This window comes from Flavobacterium sp. NKUCC04_CG, assembly GCF_019345525.1.
Taxonomy (GTDB): Bacteria; Bacteroidota; Bacteroidia; order Flavobacteriales; family Flavobacteriaceae; genus Flavobacterium.
The window spans coordinates 99,268-119,552 of record NZ_JAHKRA010000002.1; the positions used below are offsets into that span (position 1 = coordinate 99,268).

15 protein-coding genes are annotated in these 20,285 nt (G+C 35.8%); 6 read left to right on the plus strand and 9 right to left on the minus strand.

Features of this window, described 5'->3' with window-relative positions; all coding sequences use genetic code 11:
- Window positions 1-126: 126 nt before the first annotated feature.
- From KO524_RS02065 to rocD, 4 genes are read right to left on the minus strand one after another with little or no spacing between them, the layout of a single operon-like run.
- Window positions 127-282, minus strand: coding sequence for a hypothetical protein (locus KO524_RS02065; protein WP_219289024.1), 156 nt, complete (start codon window positions 280-282; stop codon window positions 127-129).
- Window positions 275-823 (minus strand): hypothetical protein, encoded by a 549-nt coding sequence (locus tag KO524_RS02070; RefSeq protein WP_219289027.1) that lies wholly within the window; start codon window positions 821-823, stop codon window positions 275-277. The genes KO524_RS02065 and KO524_RS02070 overlap by 8 nt, the downstream gene beginning before the upstream one ends.
- A gap of 5 nt (window positions 824-828) precedes the next feature.
- Window positions 829-1,437, minus strand: a complete 609-nt coding sequence (gene pncA, locus KO524_RS02075; protein WP_219289030.1) for a bifunctional nicotinamidase/pyrazinamidase — start codon at window positions 1,435-1,437, stop codon at window positions 829-831.
- Window positions 1,438-1,493: 56 nt separating this feature from the next.
- On the minus strand, window positions 1,494-2,732 hold the full coding sequence (gene rocD, locus KO524_RS02080; protein ID WP_219289034.1) for an ornithine--oxo-acid transaminase: 1,239 nt from the start codon (window positions 2,730-2,732) through the stop codon (window positions 1,494-1,496).
- Between the two features lie 220 nt (window positions 2,733-2,952).
- Between rocD and rlmD the strand changes: the two genes are divergently transcribed.
- From rlmD to KO524_RS02105, 5 genes are all read left to right on the plus strand, one after another.
- Window positions 2,953-4,368: a 23S rRNA (uracil(1939)-C(5))-methyltransferase RlmD gene (gene rlmD / locus KO524_RS02085; RefSeq protein ID WP_219289037.1), complete on the plus strand. Its 1,416-nt coding sequence runs from the start codon at window positions 2,953-2,955 to the stop codon at window positions 4,366-4,368.
- 252 nt (window positions 4,369-4,620) lie between these two features.
- Window positions 4,621-5,139 (plus strand): DUF6452 family protein, encoded by a 519-nt coding sequence (locus tag KO524_RS02090; protein WP_219289040.1) that lies wholly within the window; start codon window positions 4,621-4,623, stop codon window positions 5,137-5,139.
- Window positions 5,114-5,866, plus strand: a complete 753-nt coding sequence (locus tag KO524_RS02095; RefSeq protein ID WP_219289043.1) for a DUF6048 family protein — start codon at window positions 5,114-5,116, stop codon at window positions 5,864-5,866. Before KO524_RS02090 ends, KO524_RS02095 begins: the two co-directional genes overlap by 26 nt.
- A 299-nt stretch (window positions 5,867-6,165) precedes the next feature.
- Window positions 6,166-6,591, plus strand: a complete 426-nt coding sequence (locus KO524_RS02100) for a hypothetical protein (protein ID WP_219289046.1) — start codon at window positions 6,166-6,168, stop codon at window positions 6,589-6,591.
- A 115-nt stretch (window positions 6,592-6,706) separates the two neighbouring features.
- Window positions 6,707-8,494, plus strand: a complete 1,788-nt coding sequence (locus tag KO524_RS02105) for a hypothetical protein (protein WP_219289049.1) — start codon at window positions 6,707-6,709, stop codon at window positions 8,492-8,494.
- A 55-nt stretch (window positions 8,495-8,549) separates the two neighbouring features.
- Here the strand turns inward: KO524_RS02105 and KO524_RS02110 are convergent, their stop codons facing one another.
- Window positions 8,550-9,656 carry a hypothetical protein gene (locus KO524_RS02110; RefSeq protein ID WP_219289052.1) on the minus strand — a complete coding sequence of 369 codons (1,107 nt, stop codon included), beginning with the start codon at window positions 9,654-9,656 and terminating at the stop codon, window positions 8,550-8,552.
- Between the two features lie 266 nt (window positions 9,657-9,922).
- Here KO524_RS02110 and KO524_RS02115 point away from each other — a divergent pair, with 266 nt between their 5' ends.
- Window positions 9,923-11,698 (plus strand): amidohydrolase, encoded by a 1,776-nt coding sequence (locus tag KO524_RS02115; RefSeq protein WP_219289055.1) that lies wholly within the window; start codon window positions 9,923-9,925, stop codon window positions 11,696-11,698.
- A gap of 82 nt (window positions 11,699-11,780) precedes the next feature.
- Here KO524_RS02115 and KO524_RS02120 read toward each other — a convergent pair whose 3' ends face one another.
- From KO524_RS02120 to KO524_RS02135, 4 genes are all read right to left on the minus strand, one after another.
- Window positions 11,781-15,026 carry an AsmA family protein gene (locus tag KO524_RS02120; RefSeq protein ID WP_219289057.1) on the minus strand — a complete coding sequence of 1,082 codons (3,246 nt, stop codon included), beginning with the start codon at window positions 15,024-15,026 and terminating at the stop codon, window positions 11,781-11,783.
- Window positions 15,027-15,569: 543 nt separating this feature from the next.
- The gene (bshA, locus tag KO524_RS02125; protein WP_219289060.1) at window positions 15,570-16,703 is read right to left on the minus strand and encodes an N-acetyl-alpha-D-glucosaminyl L-malate synthase BshA; all 1,134 of its coding nucleotides are present in this window, start codon (window positions 16,701-16,703) and stop codon (window positions 15,570-15,572) included.
- Window positions 16,704-16,834: 131 nt separating this feature from the next.
- Entirely contained in the window at window positions 16,835-19,723 is a 2,889-nt protein-coding gene (locus KO524_RS02130; RefSeq protein WP_219289063.1) for a glycoside hydrolase family 3 N-terminal domain-containing protein, read from the minus strand.
- Window positions 19,724-19,802: 79 nt separating this feature from the next.
- Entirely contained in the window at window positions 19,803-20,285 is a 483-nt protein-coding gene (locus KO524_RS02135) for an ABC transporter ATPase (RefSeq protein ID WP_219289066.1), read from the minus strand.

Consider the following 20,285-nt stretch of genomic DNA (forward strand, 5'->3'; position numbering starts at 1 on the left):
ATTCAAAATAAAAATTATTTATTTGATTAGTAATAATACAAACATCATACCACATTGGAGTAATTTTTAAAAAATTATATTAAATTCCTTTAACTTTACATAATTTCCAATAAATAATACATTTACCTATTCCTGGTTATTCTCATTCTGAGAAGCGTGGTATTTCCTAGTAATTTCCTTGATTTTCTGTTTGCGTTCGAGTTCCGCATCTTTGATTTTACGTTTCTTTTGGTCCTCCTTTTTCTTGTGGTTTAATCGGTTGGTTTCATTTCTTCTACTCATTTGCTAACTCTCGTTTTATTTGCATTAAACTTTTATCGGTGGTTATCATTTCCCCAATTATGATTTTTCTTGTGGAAATAATATCCACTATATCTAAATATTTTGCCCAATCATCGGCAAGTAATATTTCTTTAATTTGCTTGATTCGCTTAGCCGTTTCAGTTGCTGATCTAAAAATAATAGACAATTTCTCATTGGGCGATAAACTTCCTTTATGTTGATACAAGACTTCTTGCTTGTCAAAATCCACTATGATAAAAAATAGTTTTTCGCTTTCATTATTGGGATAAAAATCCGACCAAAGTGCATATCCCCACTTATAGCCATTTTGCAGCTTGCCGACGCTGATTAAACGCCAACGGCAATTCGCCGCCCTCCCCCAGTGGTTGGAATATCTAAAAACGCCTAAATCATCAAAATAATAAGTACTTCCCGATTCGCTTTTATAATTAGCGGATTTCGCGGGCACAGCATCAGCCATTACTTCGCGAAATTCACAAAAGGTATGTTTAAAAAAATTGTAACGGTTATATTTTTTCATCAATCCTATAGGGCTGCTTTATCATTTATAATTCTTATTCCCTTTTCAATCATCACCGCTTTGGCTTCCTCCAAGCCTTCTTTAGAGATAGCCTGTGTTGCAAAATTTAAAAAATAAGTCTTAAATCCTGCTGCCGCTGCATCCATAGCTGAGTAATAAACACAAAAGTCCGCTGCTAAGCCCGCTATATAAACCTCTTTAATTTGACGACCTAGTAGGTAGGCAGCCAATCCAGTATCCTTGCGTTTTCCATTGTCGAAAAAGCCACTGTAGGAATCGACAGTACTATCCATGCCCTTCCTAAAAATAGCCTCTACGCATTTGGAATCCCAAGCCGTTGAGAATTCGGCACCTGCGGTATTTTGCACACAATGAACCGGCCAAAGTACTTGCGGCAATCCGTGTAAATCAATGAGATCGTAAGTTTTATGATCGGGATGTTCCGAAGCAAAACTCTGATGGTTATACGGATGCCAATCCTGAGTAGCTACGACTAAATCGAAATACGGTTGAATCTCATTAATAATCGGTATAATTTTATTGCTATCGGGAACCGCTAAGGCGCCCTCTTCTAAAAAATCATTTTGAAGATCTACTACTATCAATGCTGTCATCACTTATTCTTTAAAAAAAACTCGCTCTAAAAAGAGCGAGTTAGTTCAACATACTATTATTTTTCAAATGTTTTTAAGGTCTCCACGATGATTCGAACACAATCTAAAATTTGTTCTTCATTCATCACCAACGGAGGTGCAAAACGGATAATATTACCATGTGTCGGTTTGGCTAACAAACCATTGTCGCGCAAGGCCAAACAAATGTTCCAGGCTGTATCACTTTCCTCTGTATCATTGATTAGGATTGCATTTAACAAACCTTTACCTCTAACCAAATTACAGATTGTACTGTTTTCTATATATTCGTTTAGTTTAGATCGAAACAGTTGCCCTAAAGTTTCTGCATTCTCTGCTAAATTTTCTTCTTCAACCACTTCCAATGCGGCAATAGCTACCGCAGCCGCTATCGGATTTCCACCAAAAGTAGAACCGTGCTGTCCCGGTTTGATTACTCCCATGATTTCGTCATTTGCCAATACAGCAGATACGGGATAAGCACCTCCAGAAAGCGCTTTACCCAAAACCAGTATATCCGGTTTTACATTTTCATGGTCCACAGCCAAAAGTCTTCCCGTTCTAGCGATACCGGTTTGAACTTCATCAGCTATAAACAGAACCTTATGTTGTTCACATAAAGCTTTCGCCTGAGCCAAGTAACCCTCAGATGGAACAAAAACTCCAGCCTCACCTTGTATCGGTTCTACTAGAAAACCAGCGATATCCTTATTTGCCTCTAAAGTATTTTTTAACGCTTCAATATTATTGTATTCAATGGCTATAAATCCCTCTGTAAAAGGACCGTAGTTTTTACGAGCATCCGGATCATTAGAAAACGAAATAATGGTAGTGGTACGTCCGTGGAAATTGTTTTCACAAACCACAATTTTTGCTTGATTTTCAGCTATCCCTTTCTTTTCATAAGCCCATTTACGGCATAATTTTAAAGCGGTTTCGACAGCCTCTGCACCCGAATTCATCGGTAACACTTTGTCAAATCCGAAAACTTCTGTTATTTTCTTTTCATAAACCCCTAACTTATCGTTGTAAAACGCTCTTGAAGTCAGCATTAAAGTTTGTGCTTGATTCGTTAATGCAGCAACAATTTTCGGATGACAATGACCTTGATTAACAGCAGAGTACGCAGATAGAAAATCATAATATTTTTTCCCCTCTACATCCCAAACATATACGCCTTCTCCCTTGGTCAATACAACCGGTAAAGGGTGATAATTATGGGCTCCATATTTGTCTTCTAACGCAATAATCTCCTGTGAAGTTAATTTTTGTGACATTGTTTTAATATTTTGAATTAGTAGTCTATAAATTATACTGCAAATTACTCAAAAAATAAGAAAAAAACCTATTCTTTAAGGTAAAACAGCAAGGGCGCGAAGAAGATTTTACGAGATCATACACACATCAATTTCATTGAGTTATTAAGATTAAAAATGAATAATCAATTATTTTATTTCAAAAGAAGTAATAAATCAAACAAAGAGTTATTTTTGCGGCATGAGAAAAAAGACAGAAAGAATCGTATTCGAAAACGTAGAAGTCCTTGATGCAGGTGCAAAAGGCGTTTCGGTAGCTAAGGCCCCAGATGGAAAAGTAATTTTTATTCCAAATGTAGTTCCCGGGGATGTAGTAGATGTGCAAACCGTTAAAAAACGCAAGGCGTATTATGAAGGAAAAGCCATCAACATTCATCAACTTTCAGAACACCGAATTGAAGCGGTTTGTAAACACTTTGGTGCTTGCGGTGGTTGCAAATGGCAAAACATGAATTACAACCAACAGTTGTTTTATAAAAACCAGGAGGTTTACAACAACCTTAAGCGAATTGGTAAAATAGAATTACCAGAATTTGAACCTATTGCAGCATCTGAAAAAACCTTTTTCTATCGCAATAAAATGGAGTTCTCGTTTTCAAATGCGCGTTGGTTAACTGACGATGAAGTTCAAAGTGGTGAAGAATTTGGTAAAGAAAATGCTTTGGGATTCCATATTCCAAAAATGTGGGATAAAATTCTAGACATTCAAAAATGCCATTTACAGCAGGACCCTTCCAACGACATTAGAAATGAGGTGAGACGTTTTGCCAACGCCAACAACATTGCCTTTTTTAATCCAAGAGAAAATAGTGGGCTATTGCGTACATTAATGATCCGTACCGCTTCTACGGGAGAGATTATGGTATTGATACAGTTCTTTTACGAAAACAAAGTAGAACGGGAACTATTAATGAATTTCTTAGCGGAACGCTTTCCTGAAATTACCTCACTTCAATATGTGGTTAATGGAAAAGCCAACGACACCATCTACGATCAACAAGTAAAACTTTTTAAAGGTCGCGATTATATTTTGGAAGAAATGGAAGGATTAAAGTTTAGCATTAATGCAAAATCATTCTATCAAACCAATTCCGATCAGGCTTACGAATTATATAAAATTACAAGAGATTACGCTGGATTGACGGGAAATGAAATCGTATATGATTTATATACTGGTACGGGAACAATTGCCCAATTTGTTTCGAAATTAGCCAAAAAAGTAATTGGCGTAGAAGCCGTTCCCGAAGCGATAGAAGATGCCAAATTAAATGCAACTCGCAACGAGATTACCAACTGTGAATTTTATGTTGGAGATATGAAAAATGTATTTAATGACTCCTTTATCGAAGAACACGGTCATCCTGATGTCATCATTACCGATCCTCCAAGAGACGGTATGCACAAAGACGTAGTCGCGCAAATTTTAAAAATTGCGCCTCAAAAAATCGTTTATGTAAGTTGTAATTCTGCAACTCAAGCACGTGATTTGGCCTTGATGGATGAAATGTATCAAGTAACTAGAGTTCGTCCAGTCGATATGTTTCCACAAACCCATCACGTCGAAAATGTTGTTTTATTAGAAAAGAGAAGTTTATAATTAAAAACAATTGATTTTAGGGGTCCCTGTTCGCAAGTTTAGAGTCCCAAATCGTATTTTTATAACTTATATTAAAAAAGCATTGCTATTTGCAATGCTTTTTCTTTATGATGCCTTTAGATTTATTACTTTTGAAGAATTAAAAAAACAACAATACCCTAGTGTTTAAAAAAGCAGTCGTACAATTGTTGTGTTTATAATATTTTGATATAAAAGGCAAATCGATAAGATTAAAAAAAATAATTTCAAATTATGAAAAAACTAGGTTTTTACAGTGGTGTGCTGTTAATCCTCTTGGCAATTAGCGGTTGTGAGAAAGATGATATTTGCGCAGAAACAACACCTACTACTCCCAGTATATTTATCCGATTCTTCGATAGACTTGATCCTATACGGCCCAATTCTGCAGGGACTTTAGTCTGTTATGAAATTGGTAACCCTAAAAAAATACTGCGTTCGGGTAGTGAAGTTAAATTACCATTGCGTTTGGACAGCAATGAAACTACCTGGATTTTGGAATTGACTACGTTAAACAGCGCTGGTAAAGAAGATGTTAAAAAAGACACTTTAACCTTTAAATACGGTATTGAAACTACTTATTTAAGCAAAGCTTGTGGGTATATAAATACCTTTAATTTAGTAGATAATTCGACAGCAAACCCCAATCCTAAGTTAAACAAGGAAGGTCAAGGAAATTGGATTAATCGATTCCAACTTATGTCCACTAATATTAGTACAGAAATAGATGAGCACATTAAAATATATTATTAGTTTAGGGTTTGTTTGCCTTTCAAGTATCGGATCGGCCCAAGACACTATAACTCCCTTTTATCCACAGCGCTATGGCCTCCGTGTAGGTACTGATTTATATCGAGCAGCTAGAAACTTTTATGACAAGGATTATAACGGATTTGAAATAGATGCCGACTATCGATTAAGCAAAAGATGGTTTGCAGCTGCTGAATTGGGAAAGGAGAAAATCACTAAAGATGAAGATCAATTAAACTTCACCACCAACGGTAGCTTTATTAAAGTAGGTGTCGATTTTAATGCACATCAAAACTGGATGGATTTAGAAAATATGATTTATGCCGGTTTTAGATATGGTTTTTCTTCATTTTCTCAAAATCTCAATTCCTATACGATTTACAGTCCCAATTCCTATTTTGACAAAACCTTGGAAACACCCAATAAAAAGTTTAGTGGATTAACGGCGCATTGGCTTGAATTTGTCGCTGGAATACGAACGCGAATTTTTGACAATGTTTTTCTGGGTTTTAGCGTTCGATTAAACGGCTTAGTCTATCAGAAAGAGCCTGAAAATTTTGAAAACTTATATATACCTGGCTATAACAAAAAGTATAGTGGCGGTATTGGAGTTGGCATGAATTATTCCATTTCATATTTAATACCTTTATACAAATCGCAAAAAGTAGTTATTCCCCCTGTTGAAGTAAATCCTTTAGAAGAAAGTAAACCGTCCACAAATAAAAAATAAAATATTGACTAGAGGCTGTCCCAAAGGACAGCCTCTTTTGTTTTATAACATTCCCCTCCTTTAGACAACTGCCCAAAGGAGGGGTAGTGTTCTACTATATAAGTAGTTCACCCGCTCCCCTTGGTTAAATCGCTATTTTCCCTTTAACTTCCTTTGTAATCTCACTTTTAAAATAAAAGCAACATACTTATATTCAGTACATTAAAAACCATGTAGTCGTTTTGTAGACACCCAGAATTTAATTGTTAAACAACCACACTTTACCTTTGTACCAATTAATAATTCTAATAAATAAAACTATGAAAAGAGACATTTTTAAAAACTTCTTAAAAGTAACTTTCGCATTAACCGCTTTTATTGCATTCTACGCTTGCAGCAGTAGTGACGATAACGGTGGGTCAACCATTGGGGATTATAAAACCACACCTGTGACCTATATGGAAGGGACCTTTAGCGGATATTCTGGTAAAAATGAGGCTACAGCAATAGTCGAAATTGTTGATGGAGAAAAAGCGTTAATCATACTAACTAATAATGTTACTGGAGTCAAAAACACAGCCACCGTTTATGTGGAGGGTGTATTGATGCTAGAAGGTATTGATCCAACCGTTATGACCGTTGCGGGAGAAATACCAAGTGTTGCCTACAACCACAAAACCAAAAAGTTAATTATCGCTGGAAGACAAGGAGGTGTTACCATGACTTTTTCCGGTAATAAAATATAAATAGGTGTTTTTTAATTTATTTTAACAAAAATAGAGGTACTTGTTTGTTATTAAACAACAGTATCTCTATTTTTTTTTTATAAATTGCATTGACTTAACGGTAACAATTAGATCTATGCGACTTCGTTTTTTTATTTTATTTTGCTTATGTCCTTGTATTTCTTGGTGTCAACAAAAAATTATCGATTCACTTGAAAATATAGTTCAAAGCAAAACGATTGCTGTTCGAGACAAAATAATTCCACTGTCGGAACTCGCACTATATAAAAAAAATGATACACTCCTATCAATTAAAAATGGCGAGCAAGCTATTGCATTAGCCAAACAGCAAAATGACCCTCAATACGAAGTATATGCCTATTCCAATATGGGCTTAGTATATTCGTTATTGGGTCAAGTAAATAAAACGTATCGGTTTATTGATTTAACAACACAAGCCATAGAAGACACTTCTAAAAAGGATGCACAAGCCTTTGGCTACAACAGCATTGGCTTAATGAAATTAAATTTGGGAGACAAGGAAGGATTAGAAGCTATATATACTTCTCTTAGTTATGCAGATAGAGAAAACAATAAGTTAATTGCCTACAACTACACTATTCTTGCCAATTATTATTTAGCTGATATTGAAAATGCAGAAAAATACTCAAAACTTGCTGTTGAAAAGGCTTTAAAAAGTAAGGATCCTCATACCTTATGTTATGCCTATTCCATAAGAGGGGTGCGTTATTTAGCAGAATTTGAGAGAACCAAAGAATACAAACTGTTAGATCAAGCATTGGTCAACCTTAAAAACGCTTTTGAAGTTTACGAACAAAATCCCGGCTATGTTCGCAACAGTTCATGTATCAATATAATTGCCAACCTGTTATACACCTATCAATTCAAAAATGAATTAAAACCCGATTCAGAAAATCTCGAATCCGTACGATTCTATTTGGCAAAAGCCTTGGCTATGCCGATGGAAGAAAATGAAGATTTTGTGATCAATCGTCGGATGATTGAAATTAAAGCCGAAATGATATACGGCAATTATAGAGAAGCCGAAAAATTATTCTTAGCGTTAATTCCAATCGTTTCCACTTATCCCAAACAATTTCGAAATAAGTACGAACTCAACCATCAATTAGCCCAACTGTATGACAAGATGGGCGAATACCAGAAATCCATCCAAAGCTATAAAATTGCTTTTCAGTACTATCAGCAGTACTATGACGATAAATATACCAAAATCGGTCAACAACAACATGCCAAATTTGAAATTACGAAAAAGGAAATCGAATTTAAGAGAAAACAAAACCTACTATATGTCGGCTTAGGGGTTATCACTTTACTCCTAATTCTATTTATCGCTTTTATAATTAACTTTATCAAACACAAAAAAGAAGAGATTCGGCTGCTTGAAAAACTTAAGGAAGAAGAATCTAAAAGTCTTGAAATTGCCAAAATCAATGCAGAGCTGTACGCACACCTCAAAGCCGAAGAAGCCCATCGATTACAGAAAGAGGTCTTGGCCAAAGGAATACAAGTTACGCACAAGAATAATATACTGCAACACTTACAGCAAAACATTCAAAACACGACTGCTTTAAACAAGCGCGAATTGGTTAATATCATAAAAACGGAGCAACGCTTGGATAAGAATTTTGAAGAATTTGAAAACATCATCAAAAAAACTCATCCCGAATTTTACAGTCGTTTACAAGAACACGCAGCTCAAAAATTAACCGCTTTGGATTTAAAATACTGCGTATATATATTTATGAAAATGCCCTCCAAAGAAATGTCTGATTTATTACATGTCGAACTAAAAACGATTCGAATGAATAAGTACCGATTAAAACTCAAATTTAAATTGACCAAATCGGATAATCTGGAAGCGTTTATTCAAAATATTATCTGATCAATATCAATGCTATTATAAACGACAATCTCCGTTAAAGATCAATTCCTAAATATTACTTGCTTTTAACCAACTGCATTTGAATGGTGTCCCCATATAAAATCCAATCCCATTGCAACTGTTTTTTATTGTTCACACTAACTCGAATCGGAATAGTATCGGGCATTTGAGGATTTCGCTCATAGGAAATCACTGTTAAATCATCAGTACCGGATTCGTATTGATACGTCAAAAACAACGAGCGGGCATCTTCATATACGAAGGGATTTGGACAGAGATAAATCTGCTTATTGTTCTCAAAATAAACCACTTTCCACGCGGTTGAATCTTGAACCCAATCATTCTTTAACATGGTTTTTCCATTTCTACTCAGGCTATTCACTTCCCATTTCCCCACATACTTTTCATCCGTTTTATTTTTGTTTACAACATAGAAAACAAATCCGAAAGCCAAGCCTATACTCATTATTCGTGCGGTATTGCGCAAACTCGGTTTACACACTTCTGGCAGCTTGTTTTTATATTCGTAAAACAACTCGATCAGTTCTTTGCGATATAAAGAAAGTAAATAAATCAAAACCGATGTATAAACCACCGAATTGATAAATGCTCCTATAGATATTTGATAGAATTGATTGATTAAAACCACATTTAGCATAATGGGCAACAAAATCGCTACTCCGGCAAGTGTTGTTCTACGGAATAATAAAAGAATTCCACCTCCTATTTGACATAGACCTATTATAACACTAAGTTCAATCGAATAAGCAAAATAATTCCATGTCAATTGAGATCCTGTTAAAGTACTCACTAGGGAATCATCTAAGTGAAACGACGATACAAACTGTGCATTAAACAATTTTGCAAATCCATAAATCGACAGAAAAAAAGCAAGAAGGTATCTTAAAATTCCTTGTAGCCAAGCGTGAATTCTTTCCGAGTTTAAATTTTGTTTGCGTTCTCCTTTGTGCCAGTAAATCGTAAAAACTAAGGCGAAAACCACCGAAGCAACCCAACTTGACAGCATCATCATCGGAAAGTATTGCATGATTTTTTGAGGCAAAACAGTTACAAACCCCAATAAAAAATTAGTTATTGAAACGGCTGTTAAAAGGGTTTCGATAAACTTTTTAAACCAACTACTTCCATTAGTTGTCTTCATATATTTAACTATTTTCTTGCGCCAAAGTTAAGTGTTCAAATTTAATTTTATGATTTTTTATTATAAAAAATAAGTTTTATTTAAGAAAAAAAACTTAAACCATAACTACAAGCCCTTAACTATTTAAAAAACCACAATCATCTGTGGTTATATTAAAATAAAACAATGTTTTTAGGATAAAATAATCGGCTTCTATATCCATTATGTTAAAATAACCAATACCTTTACTTAACTACTTTTAATCCTTCGTCAAAAAAGAACCGATTATGAAACAACCACTAATTTTATTCCTCTCCCTAACTTTACTTTTAGGTGCTTGTAAAAAAAACAATACTAACGAAGCGATTGCCGATGCTATATATTTTGGAGGTCCCATCTTAACAATGGAAGATGAAACACCCGAAGTGGAGGCAATTTTAATCAAAAAAGGGAAAATATTATTTGCCGGCACTAAAGCAGAGGCCGATCGTTTTATCGACGATAAAACCGAACGAATAGATTTAGCCGGAAAAACCTTAATGCCGGGATTTATCGATGTACACGGACATTTAACCTCCAGAGCAGGCATGATGCAAGCGGTAGATTTATCACCTACTCCCTATGGCACTGTAAATTCAATTATAGACTTACAAAACACACTGAGAAAGCAGCTTGAGAAAACTCCGTTAAAAAACGACCAACCCCTTATTGGCAATGGTTATGACGATGCCATTATGGTTGAACACCGTCATCCTACCAAGGAGGAATTAGATGCTGTCAGCACCACAGTACCTATTATCGTCATCCATGCCTCTGGGCACGCCAGTGTTGGAAACAGTGCTTTATTGGCACTAGTAGGGCTTAACGATCAATCAAAAGACCCCGTTGGTGGGCATTTGGGGCGTTATCCAAAAACGGGGAAACTCAACGGGAAATTGGAGGAAAATGCCAGTTTTATCGCCCTATTAACTTTAATGAAAAAAATGAATCCCACAGGCGATGCATCAGTTAATGACAGTGAAGACAGTTACCAATTGGGAGCCGATACTTTACAATCACAATCCCTTCAAAACTTAGTAAAAGCTCAAGAGGAATGGTTGAGTTATGGACAAACGACCATTTGTGATGGTAGAACGATGGGTGAAAGTTTGGGTTTACTTAAAGAAGCAGCGTCTAAAAGGCTATTTAAAGCAGACATCGTTTACTTTCCCGATTACGAAAATGTAAAAAAGGATTTCGAGCAACTGAAACCCGACTATATGAAATACCATAATCGCTTAAAATTGGCGGGGTTTAAATTTTCAAACGACGGTTCTCCACAGGGAAAAACGGCTTGGTTAACACAACCCTATTTAGTACCTCCTGAAGGACAAGGTTCCGATTACAAAGGTTTTCCCATATTTACAGATGATGTTTTATATGCCGATTTAAAAACCTTGTTTCAAAATAATATTACAGCCCAATTACACGTTAATGGCGATGCCGCTATCGACCAAGCTCTCAGGGTTATTCAAAAATTAAAAGACGAGGGAATCTACAAGCCGGAGCTACGCGTGACTTTAATTCACGTACAAAACAGCCGTCCCGATCACATTCAAAAAATCAAGTCCCTTGGACTCATCCCTTCCTATTTTTCTACCCATACCTATTTATGGGGTGATTGGCATTATTCAAGCGTTTTTGGACCGGAACGTGCGGCTTTTATCAGTCCAGCACAGTCTGCTTTAAAAGCGGGAATTCCCTTTACCATACATCACGACGCTCCGGTTACACCTCCCGATTTGATAACAGCCGTTTATGCAGCCGTAAATCGAAAAACTAGATCCGGACGTATATTGGGTCCCAACGAACGAATTTCAACTTTAGAAGCCTTAAAAGCGATTACCATCAAAGGAGCCTACCAGTTGCAAGAGGAAGACCGCAAAGGCTCACTAAAAGTTGGAAAATTAGCAGATATGGTCATACTAAGCCAAAATCCCTTGACCATACAACCTGAAAAAATAAGAGATCTCGTCGTTATGGAAACGATTAAAGAAGGCTTAAGCGTTTATAAACGCAAATAGTATTGTCAACGACAACAATAAACAAAAGAAATGGCTGTCTCTATAAGACAGCCATTTCTTTTATAACCCTAATCATCAATTACTATTTTGTTTCTACTACTGGTGCTGTGCCCGCATTAGCAGCATTAGGAGCGGCATTGGTGTCCGCTTCCAAAGCGGCTTGCTTAGCCAATTCTATTTGTCTGGCTTCTTCCACATCCTCCTCATCGGGTTTGTCTTCCATTTCCTCCTCTTTATAACGCCCGAGTTTGATATTAAACTTATCCGCAGTTCCAGTAATACGCATAGGGATACCGATAATTCCCAACGGAGGTAATCCCAATCTAAATCCAATATTCATCTTACCATCTAAAGTAACTTGCCCTTCAAATCGCGGTCTAAATCCTGCCATTTTCATACGGGTTCTCTCTATGGTCATCACATTGTTTTTTATGCTGGTATTGATATCTACTTTTGAAACACTACCGTCCTCTAAGGAATTCATGTCCGTTTTATCCGCTATGGAATTAAGTAAGTTAAAACCTTTGAATTGAATGTTCTCTAAAGTCATGGTTCCACTACCTTCCAAGGTATTCATTATCGGAAACATGTCTCCATTTAAAGTACCGTTTAATTTGTACTTAAGAGAGACTACTCCATAGGCATCCTTGGCCATACTCGCCATTTCTCTAAAGAGTTTAACCTCTTTATAAGCACGTTGAATATCGAAATTAGAAGCGTCTATTTCATAATCAAAATGCGCTCTAGAATACGAGGAGGGCTTATAACTTGCTTTCATATTGACTTGAGTACCTACCAAATCAAAATTGGCCTGATTAACCACGACTTTACCCTTTTGAGTAACAAGATTACCCACAAAGTTTTTCAACAGCAAATCGCTGTATTTGATTTGTTTAATATCGGCATTGAACTCCATATTATATAGGGATGGAATCATCACAACACCGGCATTGGAAACAGCCTTGGACGAGGCTTTTACAGGTGTAGGAGCTGCGAATACCATAAACTCATCGACATTTAAGGATTTACTCTTAAAATCGAACTTTCCTTGTAGCTGCCCATTATCAGTCGTGACAAATTGAATAACATTGGACAAATGCCCATTCATCGAAAACCGAGAACTTCCATAAGTTGCTCTAAAATCTTCAAAAAGCATTTTTTCTTTAAAGAACTTAAATACTCCCTTTTTGATATTCAAAGGTTGAGGAAAGAGTTCCGATTTTAAGAATATGCGGTCCACAATCAATTGTCCACTATTTCTAAGTTTATTATAATTTCCTGCAACTGCATCACTTTGCAGCCCCCTTAAAGATAAATTGGTTTGTATAAGACCGTCGACATTTAATCCCTTTATTTTAAACAATTTGTAAATATTTCCAATATTCAAACTTCCTTTAGAGTTTATATGGTATCTCAAATTGTCTAAATTATACAAATCCGCATCAATTTTAAACGGCTCTCCTGCTAAAGTAAATTGGATCGGTAACACTTTAATCAACAAATCGCTATACGATCCTCGTTTACTACTGATATAAGTTTCGATATCTATGTTTTCAAGGGGCAATTCAGGCAGGTCTAACATCTTGATATATCCCTGATGTACTTTGACTACAGAATTGGTTATTGGAAAGCGTTTTTTAAGCGGTTCATAGGTTCCCTTTGCCACTACATCTACCAAAATATCACCGCGCATTTCAACTCGATCCACAGGTACAAATTTCGAAATTTCAGCCAAATTTAGTTGTGCTTGAATATTGGCATCTAAATCATAATTCTTTAGATTTTTAATTTCTAAATGCCCTTTAATAAAATTCGTTAAGGCTTGAGCTGATAAATTTTGAACGCGTATTGAAGTGTTTTGATATATACTGTCTTTGGCTTCGGCCAACAAGTTGAAATTGATTTGCTCCAAAGCAGCTGGCAATTGCGCCATTTTAAAATAACCGTCTTTTATTTGACCGTCAAGTTTAAACTTTGGAATACTCGTGACCAAGGTATCGATTTGATTTTTTCGCAATCCTGAAATCACAACAGCTCGGGCATACTGGCCCTCCATTTCGAAGTCCAAATCCAATTGTCCTGCTAAATCCATCTTCTGCAAGCCTATTGCCTCTTGCAATACCTTTAAATCCAAAGAACTTTTTAAGGCGCCAGAAACGATAGGAGACTCCAAGCCCAAAATGTGAAAACTTCCTTTTGTCAGTTTGTTTTTAAGGCTAAAATCCAAACTATTTATATCCACTTTTAAACGTTCTAAATCCAAATCTGGCAAATCCAAATTAAAATCCAAATTAAAATTCTTAAGTGGGTTTTGCATCTTGTTATAAGCTACAGAACCATCCTTAATTTTTAATCCAAACTTCACACTTGGTTTAATGTTTTCCTCGGCTATATACTGACCTTTTAATTGAAAGATAACATCCGATATACCGCTAATTTCCGTTTGATCCAACCACGATTGGTATTCCGTTGGTAAAAGTGATAGTAATTGCTCTAGTTTCCCATTAGAGGACACCACATCAAAAAGCAAGTCATATCCCTTGTCTAAAAATCCAAATTTACCTTTGAAAGAAACAGGTAATTCTTTAATTCTTAAATCGTTTTCTTCAAAGAAAAAATTAAGGGATTTGGTATCAATTTTAGTGATTAATTTAGCCGAAACAGGTTTTTGTTTTACATAGGCCACCCCGTCAAAAATCAAATCAAACGATTCCATTTTTGCTAATGTTTTTAATTCAAATACTTCTGAACTCAAATCACCGGTCCCCAAGTAATTAAAACCTTTTGCCTCAATTTGAAGTTTGTTTGCAATATCCTGATAAAATATATGAGCATTAGTGATTTTTATCTTTTCAATTCGCAAATCAGTTGCATCATTATCTTTCTTTACCTTATCTTCTTCACTGATCCAAATATTATAATTGGCATTTCCAGCCGAATCCACTTGGACATGGAATTCAACATCGTCTAAATAAACCGTATTAAGCTTTATTTTATCTTGTATCAAGCTCCATAAATCAACACCGAATGAAATCGAACTCGCCTGCAATAAGGTTTTATCTTCAAACAGACCTACACCTTTGATTTCGGGTTTTTCAACAGTAACCGTGAGCAAGGGGAATTTTTTGTAAAAGGACAAGTCAATGGTTTCAAAATCCATTTTGGCCTTAATGTTTTCATTGGCCAAATCCCTAATACTTTTAGTAATGCTGTCCGCGAAAAACAATGGAATAACATACATCAACAACAAAATTGCTGTTATGGTAATTCCCGTTATTTTTAAAGCTTTGACCAGTTTGTCTTTTATTCCCTTTTTATTCGTTTCCATATAATCTATTGAACAGCGTGCAAAGGAACGATTTTACTAGTACAAATAGAAGTATATGTAAGCAATATTTTAATTGAGTTTACAAATTGAGAATCCAAATATTAATACAGCCGTTTATAATCATTAGCAAAGCAGTTAATACAACAATACCGCATTATATATTCGCTATAGGTGCATATCGTTTATACAACTTGCTTCCTTATCGTGTAATTTCTTACAGTATAAAGCCAAACAGACGTCACTACTAAAATGTATTTAGCAGTTAGTAGCTGATCTCAAAAACAAATACATTTTTGCTTTTTTGAATGAACGAAGTTGATTCAATCCAAAAACACCACTGCAAACAAACTAATTGAAAGGTAAAAGCAAATCAATTAACTACGAAAAACTTAGGTAAACACTAAATTCTACTATAAAAAAATAGGTCAAAAACTCATTTTTAAAGTTTTTGACCTATACTTTTAATAAATCCAATGACTTTACAATTAAAATCACAAGGATTATATATTAAATGATTTTACTGTTTCCATTTTTATAAATAGGCTATTTAGCTTGTTTTAAAGCCCTTAAATACAAGTTTTCGTAATGTGGCAATACTTGGTCGATATTAAATTTCTTTGACACTTCTTTAGCATGTTGTTTAAAGGTTTCCAAAGTATGCTCATCTCTTAATATGGTGAGCGCATTTTTAATCATATCCTCTACATCGCCTACATTACTCAGAAATCCGGAATAGCCCTGTTCGTTTACTTCTGGTAATCCTCCAGAATTACTTGAAATAACTGGTACAGAACACGCCATGGCTTCTAAGGCAGCTAATCCAAAACTTTCGGTTTCTGACGGTAATAAAAACAAATCAGAATACCATAAAATTCTATCGACTTCATTACTATTTCCGAAAAATATAATCTTGTCGTATATGCCTAACTCCAAAGCCAATTGCTCCGCTTTTTCCTTTTCTGGACCATCACCGACCATCATTAATTTGGCTGGAATTTCTTTTTGTATTCCATTAAAAATTAAGATCACATCTTTGATTCTCTTAACTTTTCTAAAATTACTAATATGTGTTATGATGCGCTCTTCCGGCACAGCCATAGCCGAACGTTTACATTCCAAATCGTCAAATTGTTCGTAATGTTTTTGTTCTATAAAATTGGGAATCACTTGAATTTCCTTTTGAATATCGAATAATTCGTAGGTTGACTTTTTTAAGTTTTCAGAAACCGAAGTCACAAAGTCAGAATGATTAATACTAAAGCTTACAGCTGTTTTATAAAAAGGGTGATTACCGACTAATGTAATATCTGTACCGTGTAAGGTCGTTATCATGGGTAAGGATATCCCTTGCTCCAACAACATTTGTTTGGCCATATAACCCGCATAGGCATGAGGTATAGCATAATGTACATGCAAGACTTCAATTCCATACAGTTTTACCATATCGACCAATTTGCTAGACAAAGCCAATTCATAGGGTTGATAATGAAACAAAGGGTATTCGGGAACGTTGACTTCGTGATAAAAAATATTGCTATTTAAAAGCGCTAAGCGAACCGGTTGACTATACGTTATAAAATGAACTTCATGACCGCGATTAGCTAATTCTAATCCCAATTCTGTAGCTACTACTCCACTACCCCCAAAAGTGGGATAACATACTATTCCTATTTTCATAAATTATATTTCCTTATCGACCCCTAAAATAATATAAATAAAAATGCCAGCAGGGTTTTTTAGATATTTTAAAACATTAACTTTTGACTACTGAGCTTCAGTAATTTAACTTAAAAATACTTAGTACGACCTTAGTCAATTATCGATTTATATATAGCTTCTTGAATATCCTCACGTACATTTGCCTTCGACAATTTGTTATCGTTGCTGTCTGGATAGGTACGATTAGACAAAAACACATAAATCAAATCGCTTTCTGGATCGGCCCAAGTCATGGTACCGGTAAAGCCCGTATGCCCAAAACTAGTCATAGATGCACACCCACAAGTAGGTCCCGCTGTACCCGCTTTTTGAGGCTTGTCAAATCCAACTCCTCTTCGATTTCCATCTTTACAAAACCAACAGTTATTAAAATCGTTAAAAGTGCGTTCGGAAAAGAAAACATCTTCACCGTAACTACCCTTTTGTAAATACATCTGCATCATTTTAGCCACATCCAAAGCATTGGCAAACAAACCGGCATGCCCAGCAACACCGCCTTCCATAGCAGCCGTCATATCGTGTACATATCCCTGCACTGTAGTATATCGGAAATAATTATCTATTTCGGTTGGTGGAATCGTACTCATATCCCTTTTTCTCAATGGATTATATGTCATCGTAGTCGCGCCCAATTTACTGTAAAGTGTACTTTCTGCCAATTGATCTAAACTTAGCTTACTAGAGCGTTCCAAATATTCTTTTAATGCTATAAACCCCAAATCACTGTATTTATACTGTTTTTTAGGAAGCAACTTACTCTCTGCAATAGCTTTTAAAATCAACTTGTTATACCCTTTTTTGATAAATAAATTTTCCGATACCTGGTCTGGAAATTCCTCTGAATAATGATTGGAATAAAAAAGCTTGGAAGGTTTATTTTGCTCGTCTAAAGTACTCTTATAAAAAGGAACCCACGCCTGAAGTCGCGCTTGATGTGTCAAGACTTCCTGTAAGGTAATATCCTCTTTATCCGAACGGTCAAATTCGGGAATCAACGTTCCCAATTTGGATTTCATCGTTATTTTTCCCGCGTCATAATCCTTCATCAATAACGGTAAAGTTCCCAAAATTTTCGTCAAAGAAGCCAAATCGTACACATCCGTGTTTAGTACGGCTTGCTGTTTGTCAAAAGTATGATATCCGAAAGATTTTTGATAAACTACTTTGCCGTGTCGTGCCACAACAATCTGGATACCTGGCGTTAATCGATCATCAATTGCCTTCTGAGCTATTTGATCTATTTTTTGAAGTCTAACAGGATCCATCCCCTCCTTAGTAGGAGTCGAAAAGCCCAATCGCGAAAGTACTTTGGTCTTATGGCCTGTTCCTTCTGTAAAATTACTATTGATACTTACCGGCAACTTACCCTTGGCAGCGATAGTTCCAAATATAAGTTGAGCAGCAGCCTCTTGTGCAAATTTATTGTTTTGATAGGCTTGAACAACAGCTTCTATAGGCTCAAAATTCGTAACCGCAGACAAGGCATACGGCTTGGCAAAAGAAACTAGAATTGTTTTATTTTGAGCCGCTATTTTATTAATCCAATTCAATTCATCAAAAGAAAAATCGTGTTTTCTCCAAGGATTATCGGCTTTGTGATAACCAATAATTACGCGTGTATATAATTTTAGATTCTGGAGACTAAAATTTTCAGCTGTCGTATCTATTGCCGTTACTTCTGCAAATTGATTGAGTTGTTTAAGAAAATCATCGCCGTTGTCATCACCTAATTTAAAATAAGCAATTTTTTCTTTTTCTAAATGAGCAATGGGCAAAGCGTGTTTATCATTCTTAACCAAAGTCATCGCCTCTTCGTACAATTGCGCATTTAAATCATCGAATTGATAGCTATTTAAATCAAGTATTAAATTTCCGATTTGTACTGGTTTATAATCCGTTAAACCCGCTTTATATTTAAAACTCAATATTTTTTTCACCGAGTGCGCCAAACGCTCCTCTGTAACGATATTGGCATCAAAAGCTTCTTTAAATTTAATTAATGCAGTGGGTACATTCTCTGCAAACAGCAAAACGTCGTTACCCGCTAAAAAAGCCGCCAAATCAATTTCTCCTGGTTTTAAATAATTCGATGCTGCCTTCATATTGAGCGCATCAGTAAAAATAAGTCCCTCAAAACCGAGGTCTTCCTTTAAGAGTTTTGTAACTACATTATAAGACAAGGAAGTTGGTAATTTAGGGTCGGGTTCGATCACTGGTAGACTTAAATGCGCCACCATCACGCTTGCTAAACCGTGATCAATTAGTTTTTTATACGGATATAATTCTACCTTGTTTAATCGGTCTTTACCCAAATCCATCAACGGTAAGGCATAATGCGAATCGGTAGAAGTGTCTCCATGTCCTGGAAAGTGTTTTGCTGTAGCGAAAACGTTTTTACTTTGATATCCTTCCATAAAGGCAACAGCTCTATCAGTAACCACATCACGGGTTTCACCATAAGATCGAACTCCAATAATAGGATTTTTTGGATTGGTATTGATATCTACAACAGGTCCAAAATTAAAATGCAAACCCATTCGATTGGATTGTTCTGCCAAACTAATCCCTACTTTTTTAATCAAAGCCATATCTTGGACCGCACCCAAAGTCATGTTCCACGGCATACGAGGAGTCGAATCCAATCGCATACTCAATCCCCATTCGCCATCAATTCCAATTAACAGGGGTGTTTTGGCTAATTTTTGCAAACTATTGGTCATTTTAGCCTGTCGAACCGGTCCACCTTGAAAAAAAATCAAGCCACCAACTTGTTGTTCTACCACCAATTTTTCTAAACTTTTCAGATGTGCATTATCCTTATTTGAATAGGCAGCAACCATAAAAAGTTGCCCAACACGTTGTTCAAATGTCATAGCATTATATACACTATCGACCCAAACCTTTTGTGCTTTCTTATTATGTGGCTGTGCAAAAAGGGCTGTTGATAGCAACAAAAATAGGATGCTTAATTTTCTCATATTATTGGATTGAAACAATAAAATCATCACTCAAAGCTATTGGATGATGATTTTATTAAATAAGGTATTGCTGTTTTGCTTAAAAAAACCTACTATGCCAACTCTCTGCTGCAGGAACTTCCCAAAAGTCGTGAAACTCCCCTAGGTCGTTGACTAGATTATTAAAAACAATAGTATGCTCAGAAACGGCTTTTTCCTTAACCATTTTCTTAAAGTCAATTAAAGTTTTGTATGCGATAAAATCACCTGACTTATAGGTCACGTTCATTTTATCCATCAAATCTACGTTGTACTGCTGTTCAAATTGTTGAATAATTCTTACAGAAGCATCGATCGAACAGCCCGAAGCAGGATGCACATCTTGATCGACTACGAGTATGATAAATCGATTGTATTTAACAATAAACGAAGCTTGAAGGGGTGTTGCATGTGCTGCCCATTGGCTAGTAAACTCCAACAAATCTTTCTCTATATCTTGAACCTCTTCATCGTAGAATTTTCGATTGGATTGGTAAATCCAAATTCTCGAATGCTCAGGCATTTCTTCAAATGGTACGTACAT